Annotated in this window: 14 protein-coding genes; 7 read left to right on the top strand and 7 right to left on the bottom strand. The window is 65.7% G+C overall.

What is annotated here, in order from left to right; genetic code table 11:
• Positions 1-49 precede the first annotated feature (49 nt).
• Positions 50-469 carry a VOC family protein gene (locus ACJ70B_RS13445; RefSeq protein ID WP_408957502.1) on the top strand — a complete coding sequence of 140 codons (420 nt, stop codon included), beginning with the start codon at positions 50-52 and terminating at the stop codon, positions 467-469.
• Between the two features lie 28 nt (positions 470-497).
• Here ACJ70B_RS13445 and ACJ70B_RS13450 read toward each other — a convergent pair whose 3' ends face one another.
• Positions 498-764: a hypothetical protein gene (locus tag ACJ70B_RS13450; RefSeq protein ID WP_408957503.1), complete on the bottom strand. Its 267-nt coding sequence runs from the start codon at positions 762-764 to the stop codon at positions 498-500.
• Between the two features lie 149 nt (positions 765-913).
• Here ACJ70B_RS13450 and pyrF point away from each other — a divergent pair, with 149 nt between their 5' ends.
• The gene (gene pyrF, locus ACJ70B_RS13455) at positions 914-1,768 is read left to right on the top strand and encodes an orotidine-5'-phosphate decarboxylase (RefSeq protein WP_408957504.1); all 855 of its coding nucleotides are present in this window, start codon (positions 914-916) and stop codon (positions 1,766-1,768) included.
• On the opposite strand, the gene ACJ70B_RS13460 is transcribed toward pyrF, so the two are convergent.
• Together ACJ70B_RS13460 and ACJ70B_RS13465 are read right to left on the bottom strand one after the other, a co-directional pair.
• The gene (locus ACJ70B_RS13460) at positions 1,765-2,052 is read right to left on the bottom strand and encodes a hypothetical protein (protein ID WP_408957505.1); all 288 of its coding nucleotides are present in this window, start codon (positions 2,050-2,052) and stop codon (positions 1,765-1,767) included. The genes pyrF and ACJ70B_RS13460 overlap by 4 nt on opposite strands.
• Positions 2,053-2,069: 17 nt before the next feature.
• Complete coding sequence (locus tag ACJ70B_RS13465; protein ID WP_408957506.1) at positions 2,070-2,246, bottom strand: hypothetical protein; 177 nt, start codon at positions 2,244-2,246, stop codon at positions 2,070-2,072.
• 206 nt (positions 2,247-2,452) lie between these two features.
• Between ACJ70B_RS13465 and ACJ70B_RS13470 the strand changes: the two genes are divergently transcribed.
• Both ACJ70B_RS13470 and ACJ70B_RS13475 read left to right on the top strand, forming a co-directional pair.
• On the top strand, positions 2,453-4,108 hold the full coding sequence (locus ACJ70B_RS13470) for a GTPBP1 family GTP-binding protein (RefSeq protein WP_408957507.1): 1,656 nt from the start codon (positions 2,453-2,455) through the stop codon (positions 4,106-4,108).
• 343 nt (positions 4,109-4,451) lie between these two features.
• Positions 4,452-4,856: a carboxymuconolactone decarboxylase family protein gene (locus tag ACJ70B_RS13475; protein WP_408957508.1), complete on the top strand. Its 405-nt coding sequence runs from the start codon at positions 4,452-4,454 to the stop codon at positions 4,854-4,856.
• An 83-nt stretch (positions 4,857-4,939) separates the two neighbouring features.
• On the opposite strand, the gene ACJ70B_RS13480 is transcribed toward ACJ70B_RS13475, so the two are convergent.
• Positions 4,940-7,330 (bottom strand): PAS domain S-box protein, encoded by a 2,391-nt coding sequence (locus ACJ70B_RS13480; RefSeq protein ID WP_408957509.1) that lies wholly within the window; start codon positions 7,328-7,330, stop codon positions 4,940-4,942.
• Between the two features lie 354 nt (positions 7,331-7,684).
• Between ACJ70B_RS13480 and proC the strand changes: the two genes are divergently transcribed.
• The 3 genes from proC to ACJ70B_RS13495 are packed head-to-tail and all read left to right on the top strand — an operon-like array spanning position 7,685 to position 10,626.
• Positions 7,685-8,470: a pyrroline-5-carboxylate reductase gene (gene proC, locus ACJ70B_RS13485; RefSeq protein ID WP_408957510.1), complete on the top strand. Its 786-nt coding sequence runs from the start codon at positions 7,685-7,687 to the stop codon at positions 8,468-8,470.
• Complete coding sequence (gene proB, locus ACJ70B_RS13490; protein WP_408957511.1) at positions 8,463-9,296, top strand: glutamate 5-kinase; 834 nt, start codon at positions 8,463-8,465, stop codon at positions 9,294-9,296. The genes proC and proB overlap by 8 nt, the downstream gene beginning before the upstream one ends.
• Positions 9,289-10,626, top strand: coding sequence for a glutamate-5-semialdehyde dehydrogenase (locus ACJ70B_RS13495; protein WP_408957512.1), 1,338 nt, complete (start codon positions 9,289-9,291; stop codon positions 10,624-10,626). The genes proB and ACJ70B_RS13495 overlap by 8 nt, the downstream gene beginning before the upstream one ends.
• 4 nt (positions 10,627-10,630) lie before the next feature.
• On the opposite strand, the gene ACJ70B_RS13500 is transcribed toward ACJ70B_RS13495, so the two are convergent.
• The 3 genes from ACJ70B_RS13500 to ACJ70B_RS13510 all read right to left on the bottom strand — a co-directional run bounded on the left by ACJ70B_RS13500 (position 10,631) and on the right by ACJ70B_RS13510 (position 12,395).
• Positions 10,631-11,158, bottom strand: a complete 528-nt coding sequence (locus tag ACJ70B_RS13500; RefSeq protein WP_408957513.1) for a hypothetical protein — start codon at positions 11,156-11,158, stop codon at positions 10,631-10,633.
• Positions 11,159-11,160: 2 nt separating this feature from the next.
• A complete protein-coding gene (mch, locus tag ACJ70B_RS13505) occupies positions 11,161-12,093 on the bottom strand; it encodes a methenyltetrahydromethanopterin cyclohydrolase (RefSeq protein WP_408957514.1) in 933 nt (310 codons plus the stop codon).
• A gap of 92 nt (positions 12,094-12,185) precedes the next feature.
• The gene (locus ACJ70B_RS13510) at positions 12,186-12,395 is read right to left on the bottom strand and encodes a heavy-metal-associated domain-containing protein (protein ID WP_408957515.1); all 210 of its coding nucleotides are present in this window, start codon (positions 12,393-12,395) and stop codon (positions 12,186-12,188) included.
• Positions 12,396-12,398 lie beyond the last annotated feature (3 nt).

Raw genomic sequence — 12,398 nt, forward strand, 5'->3', positions numbered from 1 at the left:
GGACGGCGCAGACGGAAGCGTTTTTCCGGCGCGCTCGCACGTCCCACCTATGGCACGCCCCAGCGCACACCACGTCGGCATCACCGTCACGAACCTCGCGGAGACGCTCGCGTTCTATCGGGACGTCCTCGACCTCGAAATCGCCGATCGGTTCGGCGTCGGCGGCGAGGCGTTCGCAGACGCCGTCGGGGTCGACGGTGCGAGCGCCGATTTCGCCCATCTCGAGGCCGACGGGACGCGGATCGAACTCGTCGAGTACGATCCCGAGGCGAACGAGTCTCCGGCCGCGGAACTAAACCGGCCGGGCGCGACGCACGTCGGCCTCTCGGTCGACGATCTCGATCGGTTCGCCTCGGATCTGCCCGACGACGTTCTGACGATCAGCGAGCCCCGGACGACCGAGAGCGGCACGAAAATCATGTTCCTGCGAGATCCCGAAGGGAACCTGATCGAACTCCTCGAGGCGTAGTCGGCGACAGGAGTGTGCCGGCCGGCGTTTATGGCCCCTGACAGGCCAGCGTCGATCGGACCTGTTCGACATCCTCTTCGCACTGCGAGCAGACCCGCTTTTCCGTCGCGATGTAGACGACACTGCACCGAGAGCAATGGAAGAGATTACCGAACGAGTCCGAGACACTGCGCCCGCTTTCGCGGCCGGCGGTCTCCGTCTCATCGACCGCCGGCTCGGGGTCGTTCGTCAACGTCGATCGGACCCGTTCGCGGAGGCGCTGTGAGAGCGACATTGCGTCTCGTCGAATTTCCATACCAGTACACGTTAGCGAGCGAACGAAGTACTTGGCGTCTAAAGTATTTGGGCCGGCTAGGTGTACCATGACATGCTCTCGTCGGTCGGCTTCGCGTCCGTCGGCCGAGGGATAGCAACCTTTTCGACCGTCGCGGGGCCACTCCCGCCATGAACTTCTTCGACCGCTTGCACGACCGCATTCGGACGGTCGACAGCGTCGTCTCCGTCGGCCTCGATCCCGACCCGTCGCGTCTCCCCGACCACCTGCGAGAGCACGACCTCCCCCGATGGGCGTTCAACCGTCGCATCATCGACGCGACCCACGAGCACGCCGCCGTCTTCAAACCCAACGCCGCCTTCTACGAGGATCCGGACGGCTGGCAGGCGCTCGAGGAGACCGTCGCCTACGCCCGCGGCAAGGACGTGCCGGTCTTGCTGGACGCCAAGCGCGCCGACATCGGGAACACGACCCGCCAGTACGCGAAACTGCTCGAGACGGTCGACGCGATCACCGTCAACCCCTACATGGGGCGGGACTCGCTGCAGCCGTTTCTGGCGGACGAGGAGTCGGGCGTGTTCGTCCTCTGTCGCACCTCGAACCCGGGCGGCGCGGACCTACAGGACCTCGAACTCGAGACCGGCGAACCCGTCTACGAGCGGGTGGCCGCGCTGGCTGATTTATGGAACGAGAACGACAACGTCGGGCTCGTCGTAGGTGCAACGCAACCCGAAGAACTCGAGGAGTTGCGCGAGCAGGTGCCCGATCTGCCCTTCCTCGTCCCCGGCATCGGCGCGCAAGGCGGCGACGCCGAGGCGGCCGTCGAGCACGGTCTGGCCGACGGCGTCGGACTCGTCAACTCCTCGCGCGGAATTATTTTCGCAGGAGAAGATAGCGAGGCGCAAAGCGCCTCGGACAGTCAAGCGGCGATGCCGCGAGACGACGACGGCGAGAAGTTCGCCAGCGCCAGCGGTCAGGCCGCGAAGCGTCTCAAAAAGCGGCTCAATCAATATCGGGAGAACTAGCGGCTCGCCTCGCCGTTGTCCGATTTCGCAGCGTTGCCGGGGTCGGCGTCTACTACCCGCCCCGCGATCTGATCGTCGACCACCCGTCCAACGATTTCGACCGCGACGGGGCTCGTCGGCGGCCGTTCCTCGAGCAGATCAAGCCCCTCGACGACGGCGACGTCCATCGGACTGGCGTCGTTCGGATGGTTGGCCACGAGGGTTCCGTCGCGCTCTACGAGCCGGAGGCGATGGGTCTCGCCGACGCCGAGAGACTCGCCGAGCAGGTCGCGGATGGAGGTCATTCGGCGGTTCGGCGCGGTCAGAACCGGTTGATGTCTACGTCCTCGGACCGGCCCGGCTGTGCCTGTGCGGCGCAGTCGGCACAGAGCCCCAGTTCGTCGTCGTAGTGGACCTCACACGCGAGCGTGCCACAGTTGGGACACCGCTCCTGTGCGGGGCGTGATTCGCAGATCTGACAAAGGCCGCTGACGCTCATAGCTCGACGTACGCGCTCGAGGGGCTTGAAAGCGGGCCCGGCAGTTTAGAGCGGTTCCTCGACCGGGGCACCTCGACCGGAGATCGTAGACGGCGTCCGTAGTCGAGCAGGTACCGGCGTATTTTTCCGCCACGTTGGAGTTGTACCATGACAAACGTTGCCAAAATATGGGAAGGCTTTTGCCGTGTGCCTCCATACCAGGGACTATGAGCCGTGACCGGGCTCTCCTCGAGCGAGCCCTGGACCGTGGCGAACAGGACGGTGGCAACGTCGAATTCAAGGAACGCTTATCACGAGACGTCCACCTCGAGGGTGGACGACGGGAGAGTCTGGCCGCGCAACTCCGCCACCGCCTGCTGTCCGGCGACGGCGAAGCGACCTACGTCGTCGGGGTCACCGACGACGGCGGCCTCGCCGGCGTCGATCCCGATACCTTCTCCGAGACGATGGACGTCCTCTCGCTGTTGGCCGAGGAGGCCGACGCACACATCGAGGACGTACAGACGTGGGGGATCAACGGGGTTTCGGACTCGGTCGAGTCCGAAGCAGAGCGACCGTCGGAGACGGCCGAGCGTGGGTTAGTCGGCGTCGCTCAGATACAGGAGGGCGGCGTCCTCGAGACCGACGACGAACACGTCGTCGTCGGGACCGCCGGCCACGTCGACCACGGGAAGAGTACCCTCGTCGGCTCGCTCGTCACGGGCAAACCCGACGACGGCGACGGGGCGACTCGCGCGTTTCTCGACGTCCAGCCCCACGAGGTCGAGCGGGGCCTCTCCGCCGACCTCTCCTACGCGGTCTACGGCTTCGACGACGAGGGACCGGTCCGGGTGCGAAATCCCAATCGTAAGGCCGACCGCGCGGAGGTCGTCCAGGAGGCCGACCGGCTGGTCTCGTTCGTCGACACCGTCGGCCACGAGCCGTGGCTCCGGACGACGATCCGCGGACTCGTCGGGCAGAAACTCGACTACGGGCTACTGACCGTCGCCGCCGACGACGGCCCGACCCGCACGACGCGGGAACACCTCGGCGTCTTGCTCGCGACCGACCTGCCGACGATCGTCGCGATCACGAAGACCGACACCGTCAGCGATGAGCGCATCGAGGAGGTCGAACGGGAGGTCGAACGCCTCCTCCGGGAGGTCGACAAGTCGCCGCTGCGCGTCTCCCGCCACGGCACCGACGCCGCCGTCGAGGAAATCAACGAGCGGGTCGTCCCCATCGTCGAAACGAGCGCGATCACGATGGAGGGCTTAGAGACGCTGGACGAACTGTTCGACCGCCTCCCCAAGACCGCCACCGACGCGGGCGAGTTCCGGATGTACGTCGACCGCAGCTACTCGGTGACCGGCGTCGGCGCGGTCGCCTCGGGGACGGTCATGGCGGGAGAGGTCGAAGCCGGCGACGAACTCTTGATCGGTCCCATGTCCGACGGCCGCTTTCAGGAGGTCGAAGTCCGCTCGATCGAGATGCACTACCACCGGGTCGACGAGGCCCAAGCCGGCCGGATCGTCGGCATCGCGCTCAAGGGAATCAAGGAAAGCGCCATCGAACGCGGGATGGTCCTGTTGCCCCGCGACGCCGACCCCGACCCCGTCCGCGAGTTCGAAGCCGAAGTCATGGTGCTCAACCATCCCACTCGCATCGGCGAGGGGTACGAACCCGTCGTCCACCTCGAGACGATCGGCGAGGCCGCAGCCTTCTACCCCGAGAACGGCCGGCTGCTACCTGGCGACACCGGCGAGACCACCGTCCGGTTCAAGTTCCGGCCGTACCTCGTCGAGGAGGGCCAGAAGTTCGTCTTCCGCGAAGGTCGGAGCAAGGGCGTCGGAACGGTGACCGACGTTCATCCGATGGACTAAGACGGGCTGCTATCACCGGGTACCGGCGTCCCGCTGCTGTCACTGGGTAATGCCCCCCGATAGCGGGTCCCAAGGACGTCGAAACTGCCGCCAGTGGACCGTCTGAGTCGCGTCTCGGCCGGCCTCCGTCGCATGCTGCCGGAGCCGGTCGCCGGCGGCTGGATCCGAGTCGGATCGGTCGTATCGTTAGGACGTGCGTTGTCAAATCTATCGGATTCCATATCAAATGCTAGTGTGACAGCTTGATTGCTCCTCGAATCGTACGAATGGACGGGTTTCCGCTCCCGTCCCGGTTCCCTCGCGCACCGGCGACGAACGCGAAACCCACGAGGGGGTAAGACTCATGGTATCGAGTGAAACGGAGACGGAGATAGAAGCATACCTCGGCCAGGTTCCGAGCTGGCTCGCGGCGATGCCGGAACCGGCCGCGGACCATAGCTGGGGGATCGTCCGCGACCTCGAGCTCGAGGAGACGGAGCTGACACAACGGGAGAAAGCGCTCGCCGCGCTCAGCGCCGCGGCGGCCATCCAGTGTCCGTACTGCACGCACTTCCACCGGGCGGAAGCAGAACTCGAGGACGTAACGGCGGCCGAGATGGAAGAGGCGGTCGCGATCGCCGGCAACGTTCGGTTGTTCTCGTCGGTTCTTCACGGCGCGGAGGTCGATCACGAGGCATTCGTCTCCGAGACGGGGGAGATCGTCGAACACGTGAAAGAACAGCAGGCGGCAGCCGGAAGCAGCGACTGACCGCCGGTCGGTCGGCTATTTTTCACAGTGATCGGGTCTACAGGCGCTGTAGCGCGCTCGGAGCGACGGTTCGACCGATCGTGTCACCGATCGTTCTCGCCGTCGTCCGTGCTCGAAGCGGACAGCGTAAACGAGAACGTCGCACCGTCACCGGCGGCGGATTCGACCCAGATGTCGCCGCCGTGGCGTTCGATGATCCGCTCGCAAAGCGCGAGGCCGATGCCCGCGCCGTCGTACTCCTCGTGGCTGTGCAGGCGATCGAACACCGTAAACACCCGGTCGTGGTCTTCTGGGGCGATACCGATCCCGTCGTCGCGGACCGAGATCACCCACTCCTCGCCGCGCCGGTTCGCGTCGACGTCGACCTGTGGCGGCCCGTCGCCGCTGTATTCGATCGCGTTCGACAACAGGTTCTGAAACACCTGCCGGAGCTGGCTCGCATCGCCCGCGACGCGGGGGAGCGACGTGACCGTGATCTTGGCACCGCTTTCCTCGATCCGCATCTGCAGGTCCGCGAGCACGTCTTCGAGGACGGCCTCAAGGTCGACGGGTTCGAACGGATTGCCCCGCGTTTCGACGCGGGAGTACGCGAGGAGGCCGTCGATCATCTCCCGCATGCGCTCGGCTCCGTCGACAGCGAACGCGATGAACTCCCGGCCGTCGGAATCGAGGTCGTCGGCGTACCGGTCTTCGAGTAACTGGAGGTAACTCGAGACCATCCGCAGGGGCTCCTGGAGGTCGTGCGAGGCCGCGTACGCGAACTGCTCTAACCGCTCGTTCGACGCCTCGAGCCGGTCGACCAGTTCCTCGAGTCGACGCTCGCGCTCGACCTGTTCGGTGATGTCCTGTGCGAAGCTCAGACCGGCGAAAATCTCGCCGTCGGCGTTCCGGAGCGGCGTCGTCCACACCCGCCAACTGTAACCGCCGAGTTCCGTCGTCGCGCTCCCGGTGGTCCCGTCTTCGACGGCGGCGCGGAACAGCGGTTCGAGATCCGCGACCGTCTCGTCGGGAAAAATCTCCGGAAGCCGATTGCCTTCGAGACGGCCCGCGTCGGGCAGGCGCTCGCCAAGAAGCGCCCCGCCGCTCAGCGTGTATCGCAGGTCGTGATCGTAGACGCCGACCGCACCGTTGGGGAAGTTCTCCGCGAGCGTTCGATACCGGCGCTCGGATTCCTCGAGCGCTCGCTCGCGTCGTTTTCGCTCCGTGATGTCTCTGACGACGCCGACTTCCTCGCGGTCACCGTCCGCGGTCTCAATCGTCGCGAAGGTCCCTTCCGCGGGAACGCGGTCGCCGTCTGCAGTCACAAGTTCGGCTTCGACGGTCGATTCGCTCGCGCGTTCGTCGACCGGTGCCGACAGCCGTTCCCTCGATTGTGCGATCGGTTCGTCGTCGACGACGAGCGAGGCGTGTTCGCCGAGCAGACCCTCGCGGTCGTAGCCGGTTAGGTCCGCGTACGCGTCGTTAACCATCGTGAACCGGCCCGCCTCGTCTTTGACGTAGATGCCGTCGTCGATCGTCTCGACGATGGTCTCGTACTTGGCCAACGTTCGCTCGCGTTCCTTCCGGTCGCTGATATCGCGGCCGATTCCGGCCAGCACCTCGGTTCCGTCGGGGTTCTCGAGCCGAACCGCGACGAACTCGTAGGGTATCTCCTCGCCGTCATTGGTCAGAATATCGACTTTGACGCGTGCGCGTCCGGTTTCGAAGATCTCCGCGATCCCGTTCACGAGCGTTTCCCGGTCGGACTCCGCGACAAGTTCCGGTGGCCGCATCGACTCGATCTCCGCGTCGGCGTAGCCGGTGACCGCGGTCAGCGTCTCGTTCCACCGCCGGAAGCGTCCCGACTTGTCGACGACGTAGAACATGTCGTCGACCGCGTTCAGGATGTCGTCGGTGTAGGTCCGGTACCGCTCGAGTTGCACCTCGCGCTCGCGGAGTCGCCGTTCCGTCTCCGCGCGGTCGATCGCCGCCGCGAGGACGTTCGCCACGCTCTGGACGAAGTTCGCGTCGTGTTCGGTGAATTCCCGATGCTCAGTTGTGTGGGTCCCTAACACGCCCCACGGACTCTCGACCGAGCCGATAACGACGCTGATACCACTTACCACGTCGTGATCGATCAGGAGATCGGGGCCGGAAAAGCGCGTCTCGCGCTCGAGATCGTCGACGATGACCGGCTCCTCCGAGAGGAGCGTGTAGCCCGCTTGGGAATCCCTGTCGGTCGGCACCGTCGCATTGCCGACGAGCCCCGACTGCCAGCCGACGCCCTGGCGCAACAGCACCTCCTCTCCGTCGGGGAGCAACTCGAGAACCTTGCAGTATTCGACGTCCAGCGTCTCTGCGACTGCGACCGATGCGTCACGCATCAACCGGTCGATGTCCCCCGTCTCCAGCGCCTGTTGACCCAGATTGGCGACGACCTCCTGCTGTCGAATCCGCGTCTGGAGTTTCGCTTCGGTCGGCGAGGGCGATTCCATTTCGTCAGTACGACGAGTCGGAAAGAGTAAAATCTCTTGGTGCGACGCTCGAGTTGAGACTGGCGTTTCTCGACTGCGACCGTTTTCGATTCGGACCCGATCTCGCAGTGGGTGATGCCCTCGTATTCGACTACGGGCGGAGTGTCGATGCTGTTCTCGTGAAACCGCGAACGGACGGCCGTCACCTCCGACGCGTCCGCCGCCCATCGGACGGTTCGATCCGAGCAGCCCCACGGCCCTCGGTCGGTCACACTCGGCTCCCGGTGTGGCCGATCGAGCGAGACCGAACGCGGCCATCCGACATCGATCGAAACCAAAGTTGTATGTTCACCTCGGTTCCTCTCCTTACACAAGATGGTACAGACGAGCGTCATCGGTTGCGGAAACATGGGGAGCGCCCTTATCAAGGGCCTCTCTCGGGCCGGGAATCACACGGTGACCGCGTGTGATCTCGATCCCGACGCCCTCGAGTCGGTCGCCGAGTACTGCGAGCGAACCACGTCGGACGTGGCAGACGCCACCGACGCCGATGTGGTGGTCGTCGCTGTGAAACCGACCATCGTCGGCGCGGTGCTGGACGACCTCGACCTCTCGCCGGAGCAGACCCTTCTCTCTATCGCCGCCGGCGTCCCGACCGACTACGTCGAGGCGCGAACCGACGCGAACGTCGTCCGGATCATGCCGAACCTCGCGGCCGAGACGGGGGACATGGCCGCGGCCGTCACCGGCGACGATGTCCCCGACGAGGTCCGGGACCTGCTCGCCGACGTCGGCGAATTCGCCGAGATCGACGAGACACAGATGGACATCGCGACCGCCGTCAACGGTAGCGGCCCGGCCTTCGTCTTCTATCTCATTCAGGCGATGGCCGAGGCGGGCGTCGACGGCGGCCTCGAGGACACCGACGCCGAGACGCTGGCCGCCCAGACGTTTAAAGGGGCCGCCGAGACGGTCCTCCGGTCGGACGAGGACATAGACGACCTGATCGACGCCGTCTGCTCGCCCAACGGGACGACAATCGAGGGAATGGAGGTCCTCTGGGACAGCGACGTTCAGGAAGACGTTGCCGCGGCGGTAACGGCGGCCGAAGAACGCTCCACGGAACTCGCAGCCGAATTCGGCAGTGAGGACGATGTTTGAGGGACTCGAGGAGACAGCCGTCGACGAGGCGCGACGGCTCGCGGCCGACGCCGAGCGCGTCGTCGTCAAGGCCGGGACGAACTCCCTGACCGATTCGGAGTCGAACTTGGACGACGAGAAACTCAACAAACTCGTCGACGACCTCGAGGACCTCCTCTCGCGGGACAAGGAGGTTATTCTCGTCTCCTCGGGCTCGATCGGGGCCGGCACGGGCCGGATCGAACAGTCAAGCGGGACCATCGAGGAGTCTCAGGCCCTCTCGACCGTCGGCCAGAGTCTCCTCATGCACCGCTACACCGAGAGCTTCGACCGCTACGACCGGAAGGTCGCGCAACTGCTCTTGACCCAGCACGACCTCGAGAACCCCGAGCGCTTTACGAACCTGCGGAACACGATCGAGACGCTGCTGGACTGGGGCGTCGTTCCGATCATCAACGAGAACGACGCCGTCGCGACCGAGGAGATCCGGATCGGCGACAATGACATGCTCTCGGCAGCGACGACGATGGGCGTCGACGCCGACCTGCTGGTGACGCTGACCGACGTCGGCGGCGTCTACACCGGCAATCCGAAGGACGACGACGACGCCGAGCGCATTGAGGCGGTCGGCACCAACTACGACACGGTTCAGGAGATCATCACGGAGACGACCTCCGACGGGTTCGGCGGCATCCAGACGAAAGTCGAAGGCGCACGCGACGTCAGCGAGCACGGTATTCCCGCGGTGATCGCGAAGTCGACCGAGCCCGATGTGCTCGCAAAGATCGCTACTGCCAAACCCGTGGGAACCGTATTCGTCCCCATCAACGGTGTAAGCGATGACTGAGACAGCCATCGAACGAGACGTCGAAGCGGCACAGACCGCGGCCCTAGAGATCGCGAAACTAGGAGATGAGGACCGACGCAGTGCGCTCCGCGAGATCGCCGACGCGATCGAGGCCCGAACCGACGAGATCCTCGCGGAAAACGAGAAAGACGTCGAAGAGGGCGAACGGCTGCTCGAGGACGGCGAGTACACGCAGGCGCTGGTCGACCGGCTGAAGCTCTCGGAGTCGAAGATCGAGAGCATCGCCGAGATGGTCCGCAGCGTCGCCGACCAGGACGACCCCCTCGAAAAGACGCTCGCGGCCCGCGAACTCGACGACGATCTCGAACTGTACAAGGTCGCCGTCCCGATCGGCGTCGTCGGAACCGTCTTCGAGTCCCGGCCCGACGCGCTCGTCCAGATCGCCGCACTCGCCCTCAAATCGGGCAACGCGGTGATCCTCAAGGGCGGCAGCGAGGCGCTGCACTCGAATCGTATCCTGTTCGAGATCATCGAAGACGCCGCGGCCGACGCCGGCATCCCCGACGGCTGGGCCCAGCACATCGAAGCCCGCGAGGACGTCGACGCCCTCCTCGAGATGGACGATGCGATCGATCTCCTCATGCCGCGGGGCAGTTCGGCGTTCGTCAGTTACATTCAGGACAACACGAGCATCCCCGTGCTCGGCCACACAGAGGGGATCTGCCACGTCTACGTCGACGACGATGCGGACCTCTCGATGGCCGAGGACATCGCTTTCGACGCGAAGGTCCAGTACCCCGCGGTCTGCAACGCCGTCGAGACGCTGCTGGTCCACGAGGCCGTCGCCGAGGAGTTCCTGCCGGCCATCGCGGACCGCTACGAGACCGCCGACGTCGAGATCCGCGGCGACGAGGCAACTCGCGAGATCGTCGACGTCGAGGCCGCAAGCGAGGCCGACTGGGACACCGAATACGGCGATCTCATCGTCTCGGTCCGCGTCGTCGACTCGCACGAGACCGCGATCGACCACGTCACTACCCACGGCTCGAAGCACACCGACTCGATCGTGACCGAGGACGAAGACCGCGCGAGCACCTTCATGCGCAGTATCGACTCCGCGAGCGTCTTCCACAACGCCTCGACCCGCTTCGCCGACGGCTACCGGTTCGGCCTCGGTGCCGAGGTCGGCATCAGCACGGGCAAAATCCACGCCCGCGGCCCCGTCGGCCTCGAGGGCCTGACGACCTATAAGTACCACCTCGAGGGCGACGGGCAACTCGTCGCCACCTACGCCGGCGAGGACGCCAAGCCGTACACGCACCGGGAGTTCGACGGCGAGTGGAATCCCGGCCAACTCTCTGACGAATAGTCGTCTATCTCTCCTCACGCCCACGCGTAAGACGGTACCCTGCTCCGTTTTCGGTCCGTTCGGCAAGCCCGAGCAGCACTGCCCACTCGAGGAGGCGTTCTATCCGGTCCTCCTCGACGCGGGTCCGTCTGGCTCGTCGCTCGCCGTCCGATTGTGTTTCGTGGAGCGCGTCGGCGACCCTCGCGGCCGTCAGCGGTCGCTCAGCATCCTCGAGCGTGGCGAGCACCGCCGCGGCTCCGTCTACCCGCTCTCGAAACGTCCGACGGAGCCGGTCGCGCTTGAGCGGGGTTCCGGCACCCTCGTCGGGGGCCGGGCCGCGCCGGCGATAGCCCGCCGGTTCCTCGGCCGCGAGCTCAAGCGCGCGGAGAAAGGTGAGCCACGTCGCCGCCTCGTCTCGTGTTTCGAGGGCAGTTTCTGCGAGCAGGTGGGCACAACAATCGTCGACCGTGCCGGCGGTTTCGGGGACGGATCGACGGACTGTGTCGACGAACGCGAGATCGTCCGGCGGTTCGGGTACCGGCTTGAATCGCACGGCTACAGCTCGAAGGAGTCGACGAGAAGTGCTTCGTCAGTCTCGCCGTGGACGTAGGTCGGGCCGCCGATCACGTCGATCGTCACCGTCGCAGGCGCAAAGAGGTCCGCGGGGACTTCCGCAAAGTTCCACTCGAGGTCGTCGAAGACCGCGCCGAACGGCCGCCCGTGCTCCTCGGCGGCCGTCGACGGCACTGAGTCGAAGACGTCGGCATCTTCGCGGACAGTGAGGTGGGCGCGGCCACCGTAGGCGATCGCGTCGGTCGTCCGCGCGATGGCGGTCCGCTCGTCGCTCGCGACCGGCGCAACTGGTGCGCGTCCGGTCGCCGAAACGATGTCACGAGGGTCGTAGCCGAGTTCCGAGAGGCGGAACGTTGCAAGTTCGGCGGCGCGAGCGGCGTTCGTGATGCTGCCGGCGATGCTCGCAGTCCGGTAGGCCAGCAGGAAGACGCTGCTCGGCTCGACTTCGGCGAGGTCGGCGACCTGCTCGGCCGCGGCTGCGGTCGGTTCCGCGTCCGTTTCGACGGCCAGCGCGGTCAGATCGAAGGCGTCAGTATAGCCGACGCGGCGGAACTCGTCTTCCTCGGCTACCAACGCTCGAGCGGGGCCGCTGCCAAGCCCCTCGAAGTCGTCGGTGGTCAGCTCCCAGCCCGCCTTCTGCGAACAGAGCAGCGAGAGCGCCGGCTGATCCGTCGAGAGCTCGACGTAGGGGACCGACGCGTCGCCGATCTCGCCCAGTTCGTAGCTCGGCGTTGCCATCCCCGCCGTCTGGATCTCGGTCAACAGCAGCCCGGCCTCGATCCCGCCGTCGAACTCGAGCCCGAAGTCGAGGACCGTCGATTCGTTCTCGAGGTCGTAGGCCCCGACGTTCAGCTCCTCGGCGTAATCGAGGGCTTCGTCGACCAGCTCGATCGCCATCCGATTGAGACTTTCCATGCGACGGGGTTCAGCCTCCGTAGTAAAACCGTTTGTCCGTTCGGGTTCGGCGACCGGCCGACGGGCCGGACCGCCACCCGTCCTGCGACCGGCTACTCCTCGACGGTGTAGCCGGCGTCTGCGATCGCTCCCGTCAGGATCGACTCGCCGACCGTCGATTCGTCGTGTTCGACTCGCACCTCGTCGATCTCGTGATCCGCTCGCGCCGCGGACACTCCGTCGAGCGCCTCGAGGACGTCGGTCACGGTCCGTTCACAGTCCGCACTGGACATGTCGGTGACCGCGAGCGTCGTCTGCTTCATGAA

This window comes from Natrinema sp. 74 (assembly GCF_046097095.1).
Taxonomy (GTDB): domain Archaea; phylum Halobacteriota; class Halobacteria; order Halobacteriales; family Natrialbaceae; genus Natrinema.

Excerpts from the sequence above, each read along its gene's own strand:
- ACJ70B_RS13445 (WP_408957502.1), top strand. The coding sequence starts at position 50 with ATGGCACGCCCCAGCGCACACCACGTCGGCATCACCGTCACGAACCTC.
- ACJ70B_RS13450 (WP_408957503.1), bottom strand. The coding sequence starts at position 764 with ATGGAAATTCGACGAGACGCAATGTCGCTCTCACAGCGCCTCCGCGAA.
- pyrF (WP_408957504.1), top strand. The coding sequence starts at position 914 with ATGAACTTCTTCGACCGCTTGCACGACCGCATTCGGACGGTCGACAGC.
- ACJ70B_RS13460 (WP_408957505.1), bottom strand. The coding sequence starts at position 2,052 with ATGACCTCCATCCGCGACCTGCTCGGCGAGTCTCTCGGCGTCGGCGAG.
- ACJ70B_RS13465 (WP_408957506.1), bottom strand. The coding sequence starts at position 2,246 with ATGAGCGTCAGCGGCCTTTGTCAGATCTGCGAATCACGCCCCGCACAG.
- ACJ70B_RS13470 (WP_408957507.1), top strand. The coding sequence starts at position 2,453 with ATGAGCCGTGACCGGGCTCTCCTCGAGCGAGCCCTGGACCGTGGCGAA.
- ACJ70B_RS13475 (WP_408957508.1), top strand. The coding sequence starts at position 4,452 with ATGGTATCGAGTGAAACGGAGACGGAGATAGAAGCATACCTCGGCCAG.
- ACJ70B_RS13480 (WP_408957509.1), bottom strand. The coding sequence starts at position 7,330 with ATGGAATCGCCCTCGCCGACCGAAGCGAAACTCCAGACGCGGATTCGA.
- proC (WP_408957510.1), top strand. The coding sequence starts at position 7,685 with ATGGTACAGACGAGCGTCATCGGTTGCGGAAACATGGGGAGCGCCCTT.
- proB (WP_408957511.1), top strand. The coding sequence starts at position 8,463 with ATGTTTGAGGGACTCGAGGAGACAGCCGTCGACGAGGCGCGACGGCTC.
- ACJ70B_RS13495 (WP_408957512.1), top strand. The coding sequence starts at position 9,289 with ATGACTGAGACAGCCATCGAACGAGACGTCGAAGCGGCACAGACCGCG.
- mch (WP_408957514.1), bottom strand. The coding sequence starts at position 12,093 with ATGGAAAGTCTCAATCGGATGGCGATCGAGCTGGTCGACGAAGCCCTC.
- ACJ70B_RS13510 (WP_408957515.1), bottom strand. The coding sequence starts at position 12,395 with ATGAAGCAGACGACGCTCGCGGTCACCGACATGTCCAGTGCGGACTGT.